At 39.5% G+C, this 20,782-nt stretch carries 17 protein-coding genes and 1 tRNA gene; 10 read left to right on the top strand and 8 right to left on the bottom strand.

What is annotated here, in order from left to right; translation table 11 throughout:
• Positions 1 to 485 (bottom strand): patatin-like phospholipase family protein (locus HP439_RS03815; RefSeq protein WP_172389025.1); only part of this gene is annotated, 485 nt, incomplete at its 3' end.
• A 119-nt stretch (positions 486 to 604) separates the two neighbouring features.
• Here HP439_RS03815 and HP439_RS03810 point away from each other — a divergent pair.
• Together HP439_RS03810 and HP439_RS03805 are read left to right on the top strand one after the other, a co-directional pair.
• Positions 605 to 1,210, top strand: a complete 606-nt coding sequence (locus tag HP439_RS03810; protein ID WP_172389024.1) for a TetR/AcrR family transcriptional regulator — start codon at positions 605 to 607, stop codon at positions 1,208 to 1,210.
• A gap of 1 nt (position 1,211) precedes the next feature.
• Positions 1,212 to 1,844 (top strand): nitroreductase family protein, encoded by a 633-nt coding sequence (locus HP439_RS03805; RefSeq protein WP_172389023.1) that lies wholly within the window; start codon positions 1,212 to 1,214, stop codon positions 1,842 to 1,844.
• A gap of 85 nt (positions 1,845 to 1,929) precedes the next feature.
• On the opposite strand, the gene HP439_RS03800 is transcribed toward HP439_RS03805, so the two are convergent.
• Positions 1,930 to 3,399, bottom strand: a complete 1,470-nt coding sequence (locus tag HP439_RS03800) for an aminoacyl-histidine dipeptidase (RefSeq protein ID WP_172389022.1) — start codon at positions 3,397 to 3,399, stop codon at positions 1,930 to 1,932.
• 112 nt (positions 3,400 to 3,511) lie between these two features.
• On the opposite strand from HP439_RS03800, the gene HP439_RS03795 reads away from it, so the two are divergent.
• Positions 3,512 to 4,138 carry a sugar O-acetyltransferase gene (locus tag HP439_RS03795; RefSeq protein ID WP_172389021.1) on the top strand — a complete coding sequence of 209 codons (627 nt, stop codon included), beginning with the start codon at positions 3,512 to 3,514 and terminating at the stop codon, positions 4,136 to 4,138.
• Positions 4,139 to 4,150: 12 nt separating this feature from the next.
• Here HP439_RS03795 and HP439_RS03790 read toward each other — a convergent pair whose 3' ends face one another.
• The 4 genes from HP439_RS03790 to HP439_RS03775 all read right to left on the bottom strand — a co-directional run bounded on the left by HP439_RS03790 (position 4,151) and on the right by HP439_RS03775 (position 8,343).
• Positions 4,151 to 4,969: an alpha/beta hydrolase gene (locus tag HP439_RS03790; protein ID WP_172389020.1), complete on the bottom strand. Its 819-nt coding sequence runs from the start codon at positions 4,967 to 4,969 to the stop codon at positions 4,151 to 4,153.
• Between the two features lie 86 nt (positions 4,970 to 5,055).
• Positions 5,056 to 6,714 (bottom strand): ABC1 kinase family protein, encoded by a 1,659-nt coding sequence (locus tag HP439_RS03785; protein ID WP_172389019.1) that lies wholly within the window; start codon positions 6,712 to 6,714, stop codon positions 5,056 to 5,058.
• Between the two features lie 3 nt (positions 6,715 to 6,717).
• Complete coding sequence (locus HP439_RS03780; protein WP_172389018.1) at positions 6,718 to 7,383, bottom strand: hypothetical protein; 666 nt, start codon at positions 7,381 to 7,383, stop codon at positions 6,718 to 6,720.
• 351 nt (positions 7,384 to 7,734) lie between these two features.
• Positions 7,735 to 8,343 carry a WbqC family protein gene (locus HP439_RS03775; RefSeq protein WP_172389017.1) on the bottom strand — a complete coding sequence of 203 codons (609 nt, stop codon included), beginning with the start codon at positions 8,341 to 8,343 and terminating at the stop codon, positions 7,735 to 7,737.
• 76 nt (positions 8,344 to 8,419) lie between these two features.
• Here HP439_RS03775 and HP439_RS03770 point away from each other — a divergent pair, with 76 nt between their 5' ends.
• The 4 genes from HP439_RS03770 (at position 8,420) to dapA (ending at position 13,371) form a co-directional block, all read left to right on the top strand.
• Positions 8,420 to 9,286: a lysophospholipid acyltransferase family protein gene (locus HP439_RS03770; RefSeq protein WP_172389016.1), complete on the top strand. Its 867-nt coding sequence runs from the start codon at positions 8,420 to 8,422 to the stop codon at positions 9,284 to 9,286.
• Positions 9,283 to 10,314, top strand: coding sequence for a glycosyltransferase family 2 protein (locus tag HP439_RS03765; RefSeq protein ID WP_172389015.1), 1,032 nt, complete (start codon positions 9,283 to 9,285; stop codon positions 10,312 to 10,314). Before HP439_RS03770 ends, HP439_RS03765 begins: the two co-directional genes overlap by 4 nt.
• Positions 10,315 to 10,435: 121 nt before the next feature.
• Positions 10,436 to 12,460: an NAD-dependent DNA ligase LigA gene (ligA, locus tag HP439_RS03760; protein WP_172389014.1), complete on the top strand. Its 2,025-nt coding sequence runs from the start codon at positions 10,436 to 10,438 to the stop codon at positions 12,458 to 12,460.
• A gap of 14 nt (positions 12,461 to 12,474) precedes the next feature.
• Positions 12,475 to 13,371 (top strand): 4-hydroxy-tetrahydrodipicolinate synthase, encoded by an 897-nt coding sequence (dapA, locus tag HP439_RS03755; protein WP_172389013.1) that lies wholly within the window; start codon positions 12,475 to 12,477, stop codon positions 13,369 to 13,371.
• 104 nt (positions 13,372 to 13,475) lie between these two features.
• On the opposite strand, the gene HP439_RS03750 is transcribed toward dapA, so the two are convergent.
• Both HP439_RS03750 and rpe read right to left on the bottom strand, forming a co-directional pair.
• Positions 13,476 to 15,743, bottom strand: a complete 2,268-nt coding sequence (locus HP439_RS03750) for an aconitate hydratase (protein ID WP_172389012.1) — start codon at positions 15,741 to 15,743, stop codon at positions 13,476 to 13,478.
• Positions 15,744 to 15,993: 250 nt separating this feature from the next.
• Complete coding sequence (gene rpe, locus HP439_RS03745; protein ID WP_172389011.1) at positions 15,994 to 16,665, bottom strand: ribulose-phosphate 3-epimerase; 672 nt, start codon at positions 16,663 to 16,665, stop codon at positions 15,994 to 15,996.
• Between the two features lie 144 nt (positions 16,666 to 16,809).
• Here rpe and HP439_RS03740 point away from each other — a divergent pair, with 144 nt between their 5' ends.
• The 3 genes from HP439_RS03740 to HP439_RS03730 all read left to right on the top strand — a co-directional run bounded on the left by HP439_RS03740 (position 16,810) and on the right by HP439_RS03730 (position 20,418).
• The gene (locus HP439_RS03740; RefSeq protein WP_172389010.1) at positions 16,810 to 18,951 is read left to right on the top strand and encodes an HDIG domain-containing metalloprotein; all 2,142 of its coding nucleotides are present in this window, start codon (positions 16,810 to 16,812) and stop codon (positions 18,949 to 18,951) included.
• A 107-nt stretch (positions 18,952 to 19,058) separates the two neighbouring features.
• Positions 19,059 to 19,148: transfer RNA gene (locus HP439_RS03735), tRNA-Ser, on the top strand.
• A gap of 442 nt (positions 19,149 to 19,590) precedes the next feature.
• Entirely contained in the window at positions 19,591 to 20,418 is an 828-nt protein-coding gene (locus tag HP439_RS03730; protein WP_172389009.1) for a DUF5694 domain-containing protein, read from the top strand.
• The last annotated feature ends 364 nt before the right edge of the window (positions 20,419 to 20,782 follow it).

The following is a 20,782-nucleotide window of genomic DNA, read 5'->3' as shown; positions in this document are numbered from 1 at the left end:
CCGCCATCAACTAAAAATCGATCACCAAACACCACTCCTCTAAATACACCGGGTATCGCCATCGACGCCCGTATAGCTGTATAAATACTACCCGTTCTAAAGATCACTTCTTCCTCATTCCTAAGATCGGTCGCTATTGCTGTATACCGAATAGGCAAATCTTCTATATTAATATCTGAGAATACATCATGTAACCGTTCCAATACTCGGTCGCCTTTTAAAAGTCCGAATCTGGGGTTCGCAAAATCCATTAAACGGAACACCTGCCGTTTGGTGAGGGTTTCCATCCAATTACTTAATTCTTTGGTTCGATTCATTACAACGGCCGCCCCCACCAGGGCACCAATAGAACATCCGACAACTTCGTCAACTTCAAACCCCTGTTCGATTAAATACTTCACGACGCCTATTTGTGTCAGTCCACGCGCCCCACCACCACCCAATACTAGCGAAACCTTTTTCTTTGATTTAGTTAATTCCATCATCTAAATATAGCCGATATTCTACACAAATGTCAGATTTATGTTGATTTATTCAACATAAATTAACAAGATAAAATAATAATGTTACTTTTGCTAACACTGTTAACTAAATAGGTAATACAATGGGAATCAGCGAACGTAAAATTAGGCAGCAAGATGAAATTCGAAATAACATTATCGAACAGTCGTGGACAATCGTTAGGAACGAAGGTTGGCAAGCACTGTCCATACGTCGAATTGCGGAGGCTATTGAATACAGCGTTCCTGTTATCTACAAACATTTTGAAAATAAAGAAGCGATTCAAGAACATTTCATTCGGGAAGGATTCGCAGCTTTAACGGAACACCTAGATCTAGCACAACAAGTATCTACCGATCCTAGCGAAAAAATACGTGATATCGCGAATAGCTATTGGAAATTTGCAGCCCAACAAACCGATTATTATCGTATTATGTTTGGCTTAGGAATTCCAACTTGTGAGAAGCTAAACAGCGTTATGGAAATGCATGAGGTCTCCGAAATTATGAGCAACGCTATTTTGGATACAGCGAAAACCAGTGGCATTAAAAATATTGATATCCATTTAAAAATAAAAAGCTTTTGGTCGACGCTGCATGGGTTTATCGCCATCGAGCTCCTCTCAAATAGTACTATTCCGGAAAAGTCTAGTCCGATATTCAATGATGCGATCGAAAGTTATATATACACCTTAACAAATAAAAAATAAAATGAGCCTTTTACAAGATTTAACTTGGCGTTACGCCACAAAAAAAATGAACGGAGAGTCCGTTCCACAAGAGAAAGTTGACTACATCGTTGAAGCAGCGCGTTTGGCTCCAACCTCTTCCGGCTTGCATCCGTTTAAAGTTCTTGAAATTACAAGTTCGGAATTAAAAGCTAAAATTCAGCCTATCGCCTTTGGACAAACCCAGATTGTCGATGCTTCACACCTATTGGTGTTTGCCGCATACGATGAATACACAAAAGAACGTGTAGATTCTGTATTTACCCAACAGGAGCTTGAACGAAGTCTACCAAAGGGATTCGCCGATGATTATAAAAACACGCTTTTTAGCTCCCTTCAACAAAAAAGCAAAGAGCAGCATTTCGAACACTCGGCCCGTCAAGCGTATATCGGTTTCGGACTTTCAATTGCAGCAGCAGCCGAACAGAAAGTCGATGCCACACCTATGGAAGGATTTAACAATGAACAACTCGATGAGCTCTTAGGTTTACAAGCTCGAGGTTTGAAATCAGTCACAATTCTGGCTTTAGGCTATCGCGACACCGAAAATGACTGGTTAGTAAACATGAAAAAAGTCCGAATAGCGAAGGAAGATTTCGTTATCCAATTAAATTAAAATACTATTTTGAAACAATTGAAGAGGGGACGATCATACAAGTATGTGTCCCCTTCTTTTATGCTATTAATCTTTCTCTAGAAACTTACTTAGATGGAATACGTACTAAAATTTCCTTTAAGTACATCCAGAATTTTTGAACCGAAGAAATAGAAACACGCTCCTGTGGGGAGTGTGCCCCAAGAATCGTCGGGCCGAAAGATATCATATCCATCTTCGGATAATTGGTTCCTAATATTCCGCATTCCAAGCCTGCATGACAAGCGACAACATCCGGAGACTCATTGAACAGGTCCTTATACGTTTCCACAAGCACATCTAAGATTGCTGAATTCGCATTCGGGGTCCATCCGGGATAATCTCCTGAAAAAATAACCTTCGCCCCCATCAATTCAAAACAACTTTTTAATGCATTAGCCAAATCTTGCTTTGAAGATTCTACAGAAGACCGTGTTAAGCATTTCACTGTAGCTTTTCCATCCTTGACCTCTACGCGTGCAATATTGTTAGATGTTTCGACAAGGTCCGCGAAATCGACACTCATTCTGTAAACACCATTATGCGCCGCATAAATTCCTTTAATTAGCTTTTCTTGCACATCGATCGGCATCACTGAGACTTCAGCTTCGTCGGCGATCTTACTCACCGTAATTTCTAAACCTGCGTCGACGTTAGCGTATTCCTTTTTGACAGCTTCGATCTTATCCTTAAGAGTAGATGACAACAGCTCTAGGTTCGTACCCCGCGTTGCAATCAGGGCCGAACTTTCACGAGGAATTGCGTTGCGCAACCCTCCACCCTGAATTTCAATGATACGTACATCCAAACCGGATCCTGATAGATAATACAAAATCCTGTTTAACACTTTATTTGCGTTAGCCAGCCCTTTGTGAATTTCAATACCCGAGTGTCCACCATGCAGTCCCCTCACTGCAATTTCAAACGTTGTCACGCCCCCCGAGAGTAATTCTAAAGTGTAGTCAAGCGTCGCAGTAACATCTATCCCCCCGGCACATCCTATATCGATTTCGGTATCTTCTTCGGTGTCTAAATTTAGCAATATATCCCCAGTCAACACGCCTCCTTGAAGGCCCTTGGCACCGGTCATTCCTGTTTCCTCATCGATTGTCAATAGAGCCTCTATAGCCGGGTGCGGTATATCGTTGGACGATAAAAGGGCCATAATTGCCGCAACACCTATACCATTATCGGCTCCAAGAGTAGTCCCCTGAGCTTTTACCCAGTCACCATCCACCAACATCTGGATTCCTTGGCGCGCAAAATCGAAATCAGTGTCGTTGTTCTTTTGATGGACCATATCTAAGTGAGATTGCAAGACCACAGTTTTACGATCCTCCATCCCGAGACTTGCGGGTTTTCGTATAATTACGTTACCAACTGCATCTTTTTGAGCAGATAGATTTATTTCTTTTGCGAAATCCAGTATAAACTGAATAACTTCCTCTTCCTTTTTGGAAGCTCTAGGCACAGCATTTAAAGCCTCGAAATGTTGCCAAAGTGCGCTAGGCTCTAGTTTTTGTAGGACTAAACTCATCTTATATTTTCGTTAATCCTTCAAAAGTACTAATTCTAAAATTGTTTAATCGCGATCCATCAGACCAAAATCTTTCAGTAGTCAGTAATTTTTCGTTATTTTCCGGCGAGATATGGAAAACGAGAAAACAGCAAAACAAAAAATGATTTCTGGTGAACTACACCAACCTTCAGGAAAGGAGCTGGCCCAAGACCGCCAACGTGCTCGCGAACAGATGAATTTATTCAACAATCTAGAACCGTCGAAGATCAAACAACGGGCACAGATATTGAAATCGCTCTTTGCAAAAACTACTAGCCGGTTATACGTCGAACCACCGCTGCGTGTTGACTATGGCTTTAACATCTCCGTAGGAGACAACTTTTACGCTAACTTTAATCTCACCATTCTTGACAGTGCACCAGTGACTATTGGGGATAATGTTATGTTTGGTCCAAACGTTTCATTATTCACGCCGGGCCATCCGGTTGATGCCGAGCTCCGAATGGCATCCTGGGAATACGCCAAACCGATATCTATCGGAGATAACGTGTGGATCGGCGGAAATACCGTGGTAAATCCAGGAGTAAAAATTGGCAAAAATACGGTCATCGGGTCGGGGTCAGTTGTCACCAAAGATATCCCTGATAATGTCGTAGCGGCGGGGAACCCCTGTCGAGTCCTTCGCCCGATATCCGACCGTGACAAAATATATTATTTTAAACAAGAACGTTTTCCAGAGAATCTGTCATCTCAATAACTGCAGAAATATTTAATTGTCAGTTTTGGACTTCAAAATTCGTTCCATTTCCTGTAAAAGTATAGGAAATCCGGGATGCGTCATTCCATGTCCATAACCTTGAAATTCCATTAGTTTCACGTCCGTATGTCCATTAATAAGCAACATACGTTTTAGGTATGCATTTTCCTCGTAACGGCCAAGCATCTCCAATTCCCTGTCTCCCGTCAATAAGATAAAGGGGACTGGACTTTTACGAGCCCAAAAAAGAGGAGCATATTCATCGATAAGCGGCTGCTTTTCTGGGATGTTTTTTTCCTGACGGGCGGCAAAATGACTAATTCCGTGTCCACTGAAAGATATTACTCCTGCAAGCTTATCTGCGTCATAACCCTCACGCTCAAGATACGCTTTATTAAGACCAAGCATCAGAGTTAAATAACCTCCGGCAGAATGACCTGATAAGAAAATATTTGAAGTATCTCCGTGATATTTCTGCCCATTACGAGCCATATAGGCCACAGCTTTTGCTGCATCCTGTATAATCTCTTCGACTTTGACTTGATCAGCGAAACGATAACCCACTCCAACAATTACATACCCTTTTTCACGCAAAAACTCTGGAACCTCGCGATCTCCCCCTGTAAGCCCCCCACCATGATACCATATGACGATCGGTTTTTTTTCTCCCGAGGTCGGATAGTGAATATCCAATCGACAACGTGTACTCTGATAATCGGATTCTGGTTTTTCGACGTAGGAGATATTAGTCGCAGTTTTATAACTTCTCGATTGTGAAAAACCTAACAAATAACTACCTACAAGTAAAAAAGTTAAAATGATTGCTCTCATAGTTGATAATTTGGGTATGAAGGTACCAAAAAATATTAAAAATCGACACAAGCTGAGACCACCAACTCTGCCATCAATTGATAACACTATTTACTACGGATCAAATAGGCGATCAGAATTCCGGACAGCAGAAAGCTAACAGTAAAGCCCAGCCAAGAAAGTATAGGCATTCCCCATAATAAATATCCGACTCGTCGGTGAGCAAGGATACTAGCCCCTACCCCAAAGGTCATCGCAAGAATAGAAAGGAGGAATTTGTTACCAATCCGGTGAAAAACCAATTGCAACATATCAAAATCCTGAATCTTATGATTTAAGGTCAACCGATCCGATTTGGCCTTTTCAAGCAGCATAATAAGATCCTCGGGAACATCGGTAAGCACCTCTTTTAATAGCTTCCCTTTTTTCAAAAGCTGTTTCTTCAAATATGTTGCAGTCATCTTCTCAGCAGCAATCTTTTCAGCAAACGGAGAGATGCTTTCTGGAATATTTAAGCCAGCGTCAAGTTGTCTTCCTGTTCCCTCGAGAATAGATACCCCTCGTAGAAGGATATATACAAAATCTGGCATTAAGATGCTGTTATTTTGAAGCACTTTATTCAGCTTTTGTAACATCACGGCAATTTCAATATCCTCGAGTGTATTTTCCTCAATCATTTGAAAGATCTCGTAGGCATCACGTTCAAGCTGCCGTTCATCCTCGATATAGTGTACGACTGCAAGCTTTTTAATGTTGCGAATAAGCCCCTTTGCATCGTTCATCAGGAAATTCATAACCATTCCCTCAATTAAATCTCTATCTTGAGGAATCATCGAACCCATCGACCCAAAATCGATAAATACAATCTGTCCCTTACCGTTCACAAATACATTTCCTGGGTGCGGATCCGCATGAAAATATCCGTGTTGTAATACTTGTTCCAAGTAAAGGTCAAGGCAATTCTGCAACACAGATTTCGCCGTTAGATTAAATCCGGTAAGCCCCTGAATATCGTTGATCTTTACCCCTTCAATGAACTCCATACAAAGAATTTCATCATTTGAGTACGAACGATAAATTTTAGGAATGTATACCTGCTGATTTCCTCTAAAATTCCGTCGAAAACGCTCTACGTTATTCAATTCATTTGTAAATGACAGCTCACCCTGCAAGGAGTTAGTAAAAGACTGAACGATTTCATAAAGGTTTATCTTTTGAATAGCTTCATATTTACTTCGTAATAGTTTAACGAGATCCTGCAAAAAGGATAAATCTGTTCGAACGATATCATCAATTCCTTTACGCTTAACTTTGAGAATAACTTGGGTACCGTCAGAAAGTACAGCCCGGTGTACCTGCCCGATTGATGCCGCGGCTAAGGGCTGTTGGTCTATTGACAGAAAATGATCCGCAATGGAGTCTATTCCTAGGGACTCTACAATTCTTTGTTCAATATCGATAGGTTCGGCCGGCACGTCATCTTGCAACTTTACGAGTTCTCGGCGCAAATCTTCCGGTATAACATCAGCTCTGTTGCTGAGCATTTGCCCAAATTTTACGAATGCAGGCCCCAGTTCTTCGATTGCCAAGCGTACGCGCACATTAAAATCCTCTTGGAAAATACGCTTGGTATGGCTATTCCAAAGTAAAAAACTGTCGGGAATTATTCGATCTATATTCGATCTTGAGATAGCTTCTTCAAACCCATGTTTGGAAAGAATCTGGAGAATCTGCCCGACACGCTTTATTTTATTAAATCCATACATAGTTTAGTCTTTATATGTATCCACTCCAATCACCTCGGTAACTTTCTCGCTCAGACGAGTAATATCCGATTTTAGCCCTATCATGATTGTTAAAAATTGGACCGGATTTCCTTCTATTTTTCGGAAACTATAAAGATAACCTAATTCGCCTCCAATAAAAAACCCTGGAAACTTATAATCAGCACCTAAACCTATTTTCCCCCCTGCTGTCCAAGAACTTTTGTTTTTCATACGTACCAATTCACCATCAATCTCGGCGCGTGGTTCAAACTGCAGCCCAAAGGCAGGCCCTAAATAGGAATAGGTATTTAAACGCTTAAATTGTTTACGCTTTCCGGCTGCAAGGCTAAGTAAATAAAAACTAGCTTTTCCATTATCTACCATCGAATTGAACATGGGGTCCTTTATCTGCTGATCATAACCAAAACTCAACATATACAATGTAGGCATCAAAAAATAATTTCGGTTTTTAAGCGCAATATCCAACCCAGCACTTCCCGAAAAAAAACTGGTACTGAGCGTCTTGGCCGTCTTTCCTATCGGAAAAGACAATCCAGTTCCACCTAGATAATAAATTTTGTTATAATGGAGTGTATCGGCAGAACTTTGGGCCCATATGCTGCCTTGGAATAAACTAATTATTATTAGTATAACGAAAATTCTTTTCATCAATCGATCATTGTTTAATTTAAAACAACAAAGAGGACATAAAGTTTAACAACGGCGTATAAATCGTTAAAAATTTATTTCGCCCCTCATTTCCAAGCAGAAACTTTAGTTTGAAAGACTGCCCTCTCGCATAAAGCCGACGAGCTGGACTTTTATATTTTACGCATTTGGCTTAATCCAAATTCTGTTTTAGCTCTTTCAGCTGCGCTCGTGTTCAGCATATCCATCTAAGTCGTAATAACCTTGCATCCAAACTTGCGTACATTAGTATCTATTATTTGAAATACTGTAAAATAGCCTCTCGGTCTTATCGGTCATATACCTAACAAAAATGGCTATATACAACAGCTATTACAGATAGCTTTTACTTTGCGGGCCCTGATTAAAAAGTAAATCGACGATACTAAGGTCGGCTATAAACCCCGTCTTATCTTCAAAAACCTGATAATAAGGTGTATGATCCGTCCAAATACTTTGTTTTTTCGGATGTATTGCATGGCGTAAATCGATGTCACCCGCTACTTCATGGTAAGATTCAGTAAAATTTAGCGTCCGATTAAACTTTAAACACTTTAATATAAGCTCAAGCTGTTGTATATTAAAATCAAATAGGAACGAATGTTTTTGATTATAAAAAACAGCAAAATCATCTTCATAAAATTCAAAAAAAGACGAACTACGATAAGCCGTTTGCAGACTCATCCAATGTAAACGCTGCCAGTCAAATTCGTAGCTGATTCGAACGTCTTTCATCGCAACGTGTTCTTTACGCCCATGTTCTATTGGTACGAACAGTTCTAAGATACCATTTGCCGTGCCTATTTTTGCCCTTGTCCTATACGTTTGTTTAGCGTAGTGTTCGAAACGGTCCAACATTAACGTCACTCCTGTCTCCTTAATCGCATGAAAATAAGACACTGGGGGCAAATAAAAAGCGGGTAAAAGCAATTGTGATTCCATCGATTTTAACTATTTTAGGCAAAAGTAAACTTATTTAGGGATATTTGCAGCGAATCCAAGGAATTTGACCCTGTTCATGAGAAAAAGAGCCATATCAGCAATACTCTATATCACTTCGCTTTTACCGTTTTGGTTTTTGTATTGCTTATCAGATTTTCTTTATTATATACTTTTCTATATTATCAAATATAGAAAACATGTTGTATTAACAAACCTGGAGAACGCTTTTCCGAATCAAACGGAAGAGCAACGGCTCGTATTAGCCAAAAAATTCTACAGATTCCTGCCTGACCTTATCGTTGAAACCCTAAAAATGGCAACTATGTCGAAAAAGCAGGTCGAAAAACGAATTGAACTCCTAAATCCAAAGGAAGTAGAACGCCACTTCGATAGCGGTAAGGGTGTTATTGGTGTGACCGCACACTACGGAAATTGGGAATTGGGAATATACCGGTTATCAACGATGACGAACAATCCTCGGCTTGTCATTTACAAGCCCTTAAATAGTGGATACTTTAACGAAGTGTACAATGATTTACGCGGACGTTTTGGAGCGACCATGGTTCCAATGAAACAAATTTTAAGACATATTGTCCGCTTAAAACACACCCCTCATATTAGTATGTTTGTAGCAGATCAAACGCCGACCTATCAGGATTCCGATTATTTCATGAAATTCCTAAATCAGGAGACGCTTGTTTATACAGGAACAGAACGTATTGCCCGGTTGACAAAAAATCCAATTGTCTATTGCCATATAGGCCGGAAGAAACGACGGGGTTATTACTACTGTGAATTTACTACTCTTATTGAAAATCCAGACAATTACGCCGAACATGAAATCACTGATATTCACAACCGTTTTACAGAAGCATTGATAATAAAACAACCTGAATATTGGTTATGGTCACATAGACGATGGAAACGAAAACGCAGATCATGAGAAACACACCTAAAGTAGCTGTGGTAATCTTAAACTGGAACGGGCGATTTTTTCTAGAAAAATTCCTCCCGTCAGTGTACAACAGCACATATCCAAATATTGAATTTATCATTGGGGACAATGCTTCCACAGATGACTCCGTATCGTTTGTAGAAGAAAATTATCCGTCTATAAAAATCATCAGTAACCCTGACAATCTCGGATTTGCTGGGGGCTATAACGAAGTATTAAAACATGTTGATGCCGATTATTACGTGCTACTGAATTCCGACGTCGAAGTGACGCCCAATTGGATTGAACCTGTGATTGAGTACCTTGAGTCCGAACCCGGTATGGTCGCTGCCCAACCAAAGATTATTGCTTTTCACCAAAAAGGTTTCTTCGAACATGCTGGTGGTGCCGGAGGGTTTATCGATATCTACGGATATCCTTTTTGCAGAGGCCGCCTATTCCATGTCGTTGAAAAAGACAATGGGCAATACGAAGACAATTGTGAAGTTTTCTGGGCAACAGGAGCTGCATTATTCATCCGTAGCGATGCATGGAAAGCAGCGGGCGGTTTCGATGCCGACTTCTTCGCGCATATGGAAGAAATTGATCTTTGTTGGCGCTTAAAACGAATGGGGCACAGAATAGGCTACGTTGCACAATCAACAGTTTACCATGTTGGTGGAGGCACACTCAATACGAGTAATCCTAAAAAAACATATCTGAATTTCCGGAATAACCTTGTTATGCTACAAAAAAACACGAGCTTTATTCTTGGATTTTGGGTAATCTTCGTTCGCATGTGGCTTGATTTGATTGCGGTTTTTAAATTTCTGGCCGATGGGAAGCCTAGAGATGCATGGGCTATATCGCGTGCTCATCAGTTTTTCTTCTTGCATATTTTCAAAAACGCAGCAAAACGAAGAAGCTATCCCGGAAAATCCAATCTAACCGGGCTTTTCAAACGCTGCGTTATTTGGGATTTTTACGTGAATAAAATCCGGAAATTTACCGGTTTGAAAGTTGAAAATTTTAAATAGCAATTCGTTTATCGAAGAATCTCGTAGATGCCGAAATTCAAAAGTTACTGTAGTTTGCGTGTTTTTCAAAAAAGGCTGTTTTTAATTTATTTAAGGCATTTATTTCTTAATTTTGCTGACTATGCTTGCAGATGTTCAGGAAAAAATCGCCCTACTTACAAAAGAGCTCAACGAATATAATTATCAGTATTATGTGCTCGCGAACTCGGAAATTTCCGATTATGATTTTGATATCAAACTCAAAGAGCTTGAGGCATTAGAAGCGCAATATCCGCAATTCAAAGATCCGAACTCCCCTAGTCAAAAAGTAGGTGGGGACATCACGCATAAATTTAATACGGTCCAACATCGTTGGCCAATGCTTTCCCTTGGTAATACGTACAATGAACAGGAGTTACGAGATTTTGATGAACGAGTGCGTAAGATTGTAGGTGATCAGGTACAATATGTTTGTGAGCTAAAATTCGACGGCCTTTCAATTTCTATTACTTACGAAAATGGCAAACTGATACGTGCCGTAACACGCGGGGATGGAACTCAGGGTGATGAGGTAACCAATAATGTAAAGACGATTCGTAGCATCCCCCATAATCTCGGCAACAATAGCTACCCTCCGCTTTTTGAAATTCGAGGTGAGATATTTATGCACCACAGAGCGTTCGAACGTTTAAATAAAAGTCGTGAAGAAGCTGGCCTACCAATCTATGCAAACCCTAGAAACTTCGCTTCTGGAACAATAAAACTTCAGGACCCTAAAGAAGTGGCTAAACGGCCATTAGATTGTTTCTTGTATTTTTTATACTGCGACGATAGGAATAGAAAATTTTCCAGCCACTGGGAAAGTATACACGCTGTGCAAAACTGGGGTTTTCAAATTTGTGAACACACCAATTTATGTGATAGCATAGACGGCGTTTTAACCTTCATAAATTACTGGGATCAACAACGTCATCAATTATCCTACGATATCGACGGAATCGTTATTAAAGTAAACGATTATGCGCAGCAGGAGGAACTAGGATTTACAGCAAAATCGCCTCGATGGGCAATTTCTTATAAATTTAAAGCGGAGCGTGTTGAAACAATCTTAAAGAGCATCATCTATCAAGTAGGCCGAACAGGGGCTGTCACACCAGTGGCGAATCTACAGCCTGTACTTCTGGCCGGCACAACGGTAAAACGAGCTTCACTCCATAATGCAAACGAAATCGCGCGATTAGATCTGCACGAGGGTGATACCGTCTTTGTAGAGAAAGGTGGTGAGATTATCCCTAAGATTATCGGCGTCAATAACGAGAAACGTGCGAAAGGCACGCTACCTATAATCTATCCGACATCTTGTCCTGAATGTGGGTCTCCTCTAGTGCGACAAGAAGGAGAAGCAGTACATTATTGTTTAAATGAGGATGGATGTCGCCCACAAATCGTTGGCAAGCTACAACACTTCATCGGACGAAAAATGATGGATATTCAGGGCCTAGGGAACGAAACAATGGAAACTTTCTTCAGCCATGGGCTTCTCAATAAAATTTCGGATATCTACACCCTGCCGGATAAACGCGAGCATTTGAAGACAATTGAACGGTTTGGTGAAAAATCGATCGAAAATATGCTAACGGGCATCGAAGAATCGAAGAATAAACCTTTTGAAAAGGTACTCTTCGCCTTAGGAATCCGCCACGTGGGAGACACGATAGCTAAAAAGCTGGCTGCGCACTTCAAAAATATACAATCGATGAGCGACGCCACTATAGAGGAAATTGCAGCGGTCCAAGATATAGGCGGGCGGATCGCGATGAGTGTTTACGATTATCTCCACAACCCGAACCATCAGCTAGAGCTAGATAAATTAAAAGCTGCTGGCTTACAGTTTTCTATAATTGAAAAGGAGCGTATTCTCGCTGGAGACAGCCTTTCTAACAAAACATTTTTAATCTCGGGAGTCTTCACTAATTACTCTAGAGAAGAGCTTACCCAACTTATCGAATCTCACGGCGGAAAAATGGTTTCCTCCATATCTGCTAAGTTAAGTTATTTAGTAGCTGGCGATAAGATGGGCCCATCGAAATTAGCGAAAGCTGAAAAGCTTAAAATTCCTATTATTTCGGAGGACGAAATAATAAATATGATTAATCAAGACAATTAAATAATATACTAAAAATGAACGAGCTTCAAGGAGCAGGTGTGGCATTAGTTACACCTTTTAATGTAGACGGAACGATTGATTTCAATTCATTAGCCGGCCTAATCGAGTACCAAATCGAACAGGGAATGGACTACCTAGTCTCACTAGGTACCACCGGTGAGACAGCCACATTAAGTGCACAAGAACGAAAACAGGTATTCGAATTCACCGCGAAGCAGATCAACCATAGAGTACCTCTAGTTGCTGGCATCGGCGGCAACAATACACTCGAGGTAGTCGAACAACTAAAAGCGTTCAATACTGAAGGCTTCTGCGCAGTGCTTTCTGTATCGCCATATTACAGCAAACCTTCTCAAGAAGGAATATATCAACACTACAAAGCTATTGCAACAGCTTCTAACCTACCTGTAATTTTGTATAACGTTCCGGGGCGTACCGGCAGTAGCGTTAGTGCTGCGACAACCGTTCGTCTGGCAAAAGAATATTCAAATATAGTCGCCACTAAAGAGGCTTCGGGCAGCTTTAGTCAGTTTAGCGAAATTCTTCGAGACAAACCGAAAGAATTTCTTCTAATATCGGGGGATGATCCGATTACCCTACCGATGATGGCACTGGGTGCCTCAGGAATTATTTCTGTGGTCGGTAACGCGTATCCGAAAAAGATACAAACATTAGCATCTCATTGTGCTAAGGGAGAATACCAACAAGCCCGACCAATACATGAATCGTTACTTAAGTTAATCGATCTGTGTTTTGTCGAAGGAAACCCTTGTGGCGTAAAATTCATATTAAAGGAGTTAGGAGTTATTCAATCGGATCAGGTGCGCTTACCACTAGTGCCAGTCAGCACATCTACGCAACAATCTATTCGCGTAGCCATGGCTGAACTAACTGTAGTATCCGAGTTTTAGTTTGGCCCCTGTGTAGATTACAGGTACCTTTCATAATAGATCGCAACATAAAAACCTCTCAAAAATCAATTTGAGAGGTTTTCTTTATTAAACAATATTACAATTTATTTCGCTTGGTTCGCACGAATAATATTCAATGCTCCACCAGCCTTAAACCATTCAATTTGCTGTGCATTATAAGTATGATTTGCTAAAATTTCATCCTTAGAACCGTCTACGTGATTCAATACGATAGTCAAAGGTTTGCCAGGAGTAAATTCAGTTAACCCTACAATATCAATCGTATCGTTTTCTTGAATTTTATCATAGTCATCCTTATTAGCAAAAGTCAATCCTAACATTCCTTGCTTTTTCAGGTTAGTTTCATGAATACGAGCAAATGATTTCACAAGTACTGCGCGGACACCTAAATGACGTGGTTCCATAGCAGCATGTTCACGTGAAGAACCTTCACCATAGTTCTCATCTCCAACAACGATAGATCCGATACCTGCAGCCTTATAATCGCGTTGCGTCGCAGGCACAGCACCGTACTCTCCATTTAATTGGTTTTTCACTAAATCAGTTTTGTCATTAAAGTAATTGACAGCTCCGATTAGCATATTGTTCGAAATATTATCTAAGTGACCACGATATTTTAACCATGGACCGGCCATTGAGATATGATCCGTTGTACATTTCCCTTTTGCCTTGATTAATAACTTCAATCCTTTCAAATCAGTACCTTCCCACGCTGCAAACGGCTCTAACAACTGAAGACGGTCAGATGTAGGAGCAACACTCACTTCAACACCGGAACCATCAGCTGCAGGAGCTTGATAACCAGCATCCTCAACAGCAAAACCCTTCGTAGGAAGTTCGTCGCCCGTCGGTGGATCTAATTTCACTTGCTCGCCGTTTTTGTTAGTCAAGGTATCTGTAACAGGGTTAAAACCTAGGTTACCAGAAATTGCAATTGCAGCAACCATTTCTGGAGATGTTACAAATGCATAAGTATTAGGATTACCATCGGCACGTTTAGCGAAATTACGGTTAAACGAGTGAACAATGGTATTTTTCTCTTGTTTGTCGGCTCCTGCGCGATCCCACATCCCAATACATGGTCCACATGCATTGGTGAAAATCGTCGCATTCAGATCTTCGAACGTTTTAAGTAAACCGTCACGATCAGCTGTATAACGCACCTGCTCCGACCCTGGATTAATACCAAACTCTGCTTTTGTAACCAATCCTTTATCGATGGCTTGTTTAGCTATCGACGCTGCACGAGTCAAATCCTCGTAAGAAGAGTTTGTACAAGAACCGATTAGTCCCCATTCCACCGTCAAAGGCCAACCATTCTTTTCAGCTTCTTCTGCCATGCGAGAAACTGGAGTATATAAATCCGGTGTAAATGGTCCGTTCAACGAAGGCTCTAAATCAGAAAGATTAATTTCAATCAATTGATCAAAATATTGCTCAGGATTGGCATAAACCTCTGGATCGGCTGTTAAATGTTCTTTTATAGCGTTTGCTGCCTCTGCAACTTCAACACGATCTGTCGCACGTAAGTAACGCTCCATGGACGCATCATAGCCGAAAGTTGAAGTTGTAGCTCCGATCTCTGCTCCCATATTACAGATAGTTCCTTTACCAGTACATGATAAAGATTCTGCACCTTCTCCGAAATATTCTACAATAGCACCGGTACCGCCTTTTACAGTCAAGATACCAGCAACTTTCAGAATTACGTCTTTCGCGGAAGCCCATCCACTTAATTTACCCGTCAACTTAACACCGATTAATTTGGGGAATTTCAACTCCCATGGTAATCCTGCCATCACGTCACATGCATCCGCACCACCGACCCCAATAGCCACCATACCTAATCCTCCCGCATTCACCGTATGGGAGTCTGTACCTATCATCATACCACCTGGAAAGGCGTAATTTTCCAACACTACTTGGTGAATAATACCTGCACCTGGCTTCCAGAAACCGATACCATATTTATTTGAAACTGACGACAGGAAATTAAACACCTCAGAACTTTCATTCTTTGCTCGTGTTAAATCTTTCTCAGCTCCTTCTTTTGCTTGAATTAAGTGGTCACAGTGCACTGTTGAAGGTACCGCCACTTTCGGACGTCCCGCTTGCATAAACTGTAACAATGCCATCTGTGCTGTTGCGTCTTGCATTGCAACACGATCTGGAGCGAAATCAACGTAAGAATTACCACGTTCGTATGCTTCAGTTGCATTTCCATCCCACAAGTGAGTATATAAAATTTTCTCAGATAGGGTCAGAGGTTTATTCACCACTTTACGGGCGGCTGAAACGCGCTCGTTGTATTGGCTGTAAACCTTTTTGATCATTTCAATATCAAAAGCCATTTATTATAATTATTATTTGATGTACTCAATTAAAACTAAATCGGTTACCCGATTTTTCAATTCACACAAAAATACGAAAAAGAATAGGTTAAAAATAGTTTTAAACCAAGCGGAACCCTAATTTGGAATAAATCCAAACAAGAGTAATATTCATTTATGATTTAACGGAATAGGTTACCACTACTCTAACAATAATCCATACTTACGCATCAAAAAACAAAAGGGCAAAACGCCCTTCCGATTATCCATTCTAAATTTGTTGCGCACCAAGCGTCACATTTTTAAGTCTTTGTATCGCTTCTGTCGGATTTTCTGCAGAGAAGACACTACTCCCCGCCACTAAAACGTCTGCCCCTGCCTCTAACAACAATCCGGCGTTCTTGTCACCTACCCCGCCATCTATCTCAATTAAAAGAGTGTCATTAACGCCCGCAGATAAAGCTCGAAGTTCCTTGATTTTCGTATATGTGCGTTCAATAAATTTTTGTCCCCCAAAACCGGGATTCACGGACATCAAACATACCAAATCGATATCTTGAATCACATCTTGAAGTAGACTAATGGGCGTATGCGGGTTTAACGCAACACCAGCCTTACAGCCTAATTCTTTGATCGCTGCTAAAGTCCTATGAAGATGTGTACATGCCTCATAATGCACCGTTATAACTGCAGCCCCCGAATCCCTACATACCTTCAAATAACGATCAGGGTCGACAATCATCAAATGAACATCAAGGGGTTTTTGCGCATGTTTCTCAATAGCCTGCATTACAGGAAAACCAAATGAAATGTTTGGCACGAAGACACCGTCCATGATATCGATATGGAACCAATCCGCCTGACTATTATTGACCATTTGAATATCATCATAAAGTTTAGCAAAATCTGCAGCCAATACGGAAGGAGCGATTAAGTGTTTCATCTTAAAGAATGTTTAATTTTTTGCAAAGATACACAAGTCTGCTACTAATTACTGGGTTTTTCGTAATTTAAATAACCTAATGCATTCATCAATTAATAGTACATTTGTTTTAAATATTGTGAAACAGATCAAAAGAATACAAACGTGGCGAAACTTAAAATAAACTATCTACGCGAAAAGAACCAAAACAACTCTCTTATTATCAAATTTGCGATGATTATTTTGGCTATTGTACTCATCTGTATCTTCTTGCCGAAACAACCCCGTTTTAGATATGAATTCCAAAAAGGTAAAGCCTGGAATCACGACAACCTCATATCACCATATAATTTCGCAATTCTTAAGACACAGGAAGAACTTAATAAAGATCGTGAACAGATCCTGAAAACAGTTCAGCCCATATATAATTTAAACCTTAGCGCCAGCAAAGAACAAATTGATCAATTCAACACTGATATAGCCGAAAAATGGCAAATAAGCAACATGGATTCGGTAGCAGGTCAAAACTTAGAAAACTACCAAGCAGTCGGCAATGCATTATTAAATTACGTCTATGATCGCGGTATTATTTCGTTAAACAATCGATATCAAAACAAAGGTGAAAATCCAGAAAAGGTTGACCAAACAAAAAGCCAGTACAATTTTACCCTTCTGCACGAAAACATCGCGCAGCAAAAAAACACTGCTGATATCTTCACAATTGAATCTGCGAATCAATACATTAATAAAACACTCGCCAAAAACAATAAGATAGGCCGAAAAGCATGGCTAGCAGAAGTACTAAAAACATACATAACGCTCAACTACATATTTAACGAGAACTTAACAAATAAGGTAGAACAGAGTGCCTTAACAAATATTTCAACAACTAGAGGGGTTGTACAAAAGGGGGAGCTGATTGCCGAAAAAGATAAAATCATTAATAATGAAACCTATCAAAAAATCGAATCCCTACGGAAGGTTTTCGAAGATGAGGCACGGATTAGTGGAAACCAAAGTTATGTCGCATTGGGCCAATTTGTGATGATTTCGACCTGCATGGCTTTGTTAATGGTATTTTTGTTTTACTTTAGAGCCTCCATTTATCAAAACAATAGACTAATATTCATTATATTAATCGTCATTGTGGCGATGTTAGGCGTGTTATCTTGGGCTTTGAACGTTAAAATCCCAAGCCTCTATTATATCCCTTACTGTAGTGTACCAATTATCTTCCGCGTACTATTTGATACGAGAGTTGCATTAAATATCCATTTATTAATGGTGCTTATTGCGGCATTATTTGTACCGAATAGTTACGACTTTGTATTTTTACAATTTATTGCCGGTATGGTTGCTATTTATAGTATAAAAACCCTCGTAAAGCGAGAACAATTTCTTATTTCCTCACTCCTCATCTTGGTCACCTATACAGTTTCTTATATTGGATTGGTTCTCACACGGAACGGTTCGCTTCAAAGTATTTACTGGTCAGACATTATTCCGTTTATTGTAAGCGTTGGATTGACGCTGCTCGCTTATCCTCTAATTTATGCCTTCGAGCGCTTATTCGGTATTGTGTCTGATTTAACCTTAATGGAGCTTACCAATAGTAACTCTCGCCTACTACGAGAGTTATCATTGAAAGCGCCGGGAACTTTTCAGCATTCTCTACAAGTTGCAAATTTAGCTGAAGCGGCAGTTTATAAAGTTGGTGGCAACCCTTTACTCGTTCGTGCGGGAGCTCTGTATCACGATATAGGTAAAATGTTGAATCCCCTTTTCTTCATCGAAAATCAAAAAGTTGGAACTAATCCTCACGCAGAATTAACACCGGAACAATCCGCTCAAATCATTATTTCACATGTCCACAAAGGGCTTGATATGGCGAAAAAGAACCTTCTACCTGAAGTTGTAATTGATTTTATTCGGACCCACCATGGAACAACAAAAGTTGATTATTTCTATAATCTCGCTATAAAGAATAATCCAGAAAAGTTAGTAGACGAAAGTATCTTTAGATATCCGGGTCCGGTACCTTTCTCGAAAGAAACAGCTATCCTTATGATTGCCGACTCTGTAGAAGCAGCCTCCAGATCATTAAAAGATCCGACCGAAGAATCAATTAATACATTAGTGGACAAAATTATTGACTATAAAATAACACAACGTCAGTTCATAAACGCAAACATAACAATGCGAGACATTACAGAGGTTTCTGAAATCTTCAAATCGATGTTAAAGAGCATTTATCATGTCCGGATTGACTACGATGTCAACAAGAAACGATCCGCAGAAAACCCTTAGACAAAAAATCATTTTGAGACTCAGAAGGTTATTGAAAATAATCAAAAAATCCGTTTTGAGGCTTTGTAGATTGGAATTTTTGATTTATGTTTGCACTGTTGAAAAACGGAGAGGTGCCTGAGTGGCCGAAAGGAACAGTTTGCTAAACTGTCGTACTGGAAACGGTACCGCGGGTTCGAATCCCGCCCTCTCCGCCAAGACGTATTAAAACCCGCTGAAGATCAGTGGGTTTTTCTTGTTTTAACAAAAAGTAAAAATCCCACCAAAACTCCCACCTAATTCATCTAAAATTCGCTTTTGCATATCTTGATTATTTGGTTCAAAGGTGATGAGGTTCCGAAATCTGTTTTTATCGGATCAAGCGGAATTTTACCCGGATCATGTACAAAATCTGCGAATTTTCAATTAATACATGATTTTTGACAGAATTTTTTATTCTTTACTCCTCAAGTTAAAAACTTGATAAACGACAACTTAACTTACTTAAAAGATAGCTTTTGACTATTCAATATAATTATTGATCGCGAAATAAGATGCTTCGCTTTAACGAAATACGTCTATAGTAATGGACGAACGAAACTTTTAGTATATTAGTTTCGTAAAAATCAATGTTAGCTGTGATTATAAAAACAAACCGATATGAAAACGAAAACACTTTTAACATTTCTGGTATTTGTGACAATAAATCTTTATGGACAAGAAACCACTTTTGATAAAAAAAATATTTTTCAAACCAAATTTAACGATGCAGTTCCGGTTTTAAATGTCGCAACGTTTCATATGGGAGAAACTTCGGATGCCAACTCGATAAAATTCGATGAAAATGACAAGAAAAACCAAATAGAAGTTAAAAAAGTAGCAAAACTTTTAGCAGAATTTAAACCTACTATAATTCTTATAGAAGCATTACCTAAAAATGATAGTATAAGACAAGCAGACTATTTAGATTATATCAATAATCCACACAAAAAATTTAAAAAGCCTGATGAAAGAGAGTTATTGGCTTATGAAGTTGGAAGATTGAGCGGAGCAAAAAAAATTTATGGAATAGATTTTAAAGAGGGGTATAACTATAATATTAGTGTGAAAGATAACCTAGATAAAACTACGTTAAATAAATATTGGGAGCTAGTCAAAGAGAATAAGGCAAAATATCCGGTAGAAGGAATTCCTTTTTATGATTTATTCAAGTTAAACAATCATCCTCAATATTTGGAAAGTCTAATTAATTTTAATGCCGATTTATTGACATATATTTCAAGCAAAGGAAATTCGGAAGGAGCAGATGAAGCTGCTAAATTTTATCATAGAAATTTAGTTATGTTTTCAAATCTCAACCAAATAACTGTTAACAAGAGTGACAGGATATTTATTTTAATGGGAGGAACACACACAGCTTTTTTTATGGATTTTTTGAGAAGAAGCCCCAAATACAAAGTTGAAAATATATTTGACTATTTGAAATAACCGCAGCTAACATCGCATTGGTAAAATGGCGGGTTTGCAGCTAAGTTGAACGTTTCTGCACATTTAACCGCCACTTCGTCAATGCGTTTTCCGTAATGCGGCATGCTAAAACAACTATAAGAGAATAAAATATTATCAATTATTCATTGACACTGACAATAACTCTGAAATCTATAATTGCGTAACAAAACTATTAGATCTTCAGCCGACTGAAAACGATAATGACAAGGTTTCGAAAGACCGATATAGCAATTGGATGTATATGGTAAGTGAAAACTAAAAATGACCGCTACTATGATTTTATTAATAATTTCCTTGACATTTTAGAGCCAAAGTTTTGTGAACTTGAAAAGATTGGAATGAC

It is taken from the genome of Sphingobacterium shayense (genome assembly GCF_013179575.1).
Taxonomy (GTDB): Bacteria; Bacteroidota; Bacteroidia; order Sphingobacteriales; family Sphingobacteriaceae; genus Sphingobacterium; species Sphingobacterium shayense.
Note: the sequence above shows the minus strand (reverse complement) of the source record. Positions and strands in the feature narration are given on the sequence as shown.

What these genes read in the sequence shown, in the direction of transcription:
- HP439_RS03810 (WP_172389024.1), top strand. Translation starts at nt 605, where the DNA reads ATGGGAATCAGCGAACGTAAAATTAGGCAGCAAGATGAAATTCGAAAT.
- HP439_RS03805 (WP_172389023.1), top strand. Translation starts at nt 1,212, where the DNA reads ATGAGCCTTTTACAAGATTTAACTTGGCGTTACGCCACAAAAAAAATG.
- HP439_RS03800 (WP_172389022.1), bottom strand. Translation starts at nt 3,399, where the DNA reads ATGAGTTTAGTCCTACAAAAACTAGAGCCTAGCGCACTTTGGCAACAT.
- HP439_RS03795 (WP_172389021.1), top strand. Translation starts at nt 3,512, where the DNA reads ATGGAAAACGAGAAAACAGCAAAACAAAAAATGATTTCTGGTGAACTA.
- HP439_RS03790 (WP_172389020.1), bottom strand. Translation starts at nt 4,969, where the DNA reads ATGAGAGCAATCATTTTAACTTTTTTACTTGTAGGTAGTTATTTGTTA.
- HP439_RS03785 (WP_172389019.1), bottom strand. Translation starts at nt 6,714, where the DNA reads ATGTATGGATTTAATAAAATAAAGCGTGTCGGGCAGATTCTCCAGATT.
- HP439_RS03780 (WP_172389018.1), bottom strand. Translation starts at nt 7,383, where the DNA reads ATGAAAAGAATTTTCGTTATACTAATAATAATTAGTTTATTCCAAGGC.
- HP439_RS03775 (WP_172389017.1), bottom strand. Translation starts at nt 8,343, where the DNA reads ATGGAATCACAATTGCTTTTACCCGCTTTTTATTTGCCCCCAGTGTCT.
- HP439_RS03770 (WP_172389016.1), top strand. Translation starts at nt 8,420, where the DNA reads ATGAGAAAAAGAGCCATATCAGCAATACTCTATATCACTTCGCTTTTA.
- HP439_RS03765 (WP_172389015.1), top strand. Translation starts at nt 9,283, where the DNA reads ATGAGAAACACACCTAAAGTAGCTGTGGTAATCTTAAACTGGAACGGG.
- ligA (WP_172389014.1), top strand. Translation starts at nt 10,436, where the DNA reads ATGCTTGCAGATGTTCAGGAAAAAATCGCCCTACTTACAAAAGAGCTC.
- dapA (WP_172389013.1), top strand. Translation starts at nt 12,475, where the DNA reads ATGAACGAGCTTCAAGGAGCAGGTGTGGCATTAGTTACACCTTTTAAT.
- HP439_RS03750 (WP_172389012.1), bottom strand. Translation starts at nt 15,743, where the DNA reads ATGGCTTTTGATATTGAAATGATCAAAAAGGTTTACAGCCAATACAAC.
- rpe (WP_172389011.1), bottom strand. Translation starts at nt 16,665, where the DNA reads ATGAAACACTTAATCGCTCCTTCCGTATTGGCTGCAGATTTTGCTAAA.
- HP439_RS03730 (WP_172389009.1), top strand. Translation starts at nt 19,591, where the DNA reads ATGAAAACGAAAACACTTTTAACATTTCTGGTATTTGTGACAATAAAT.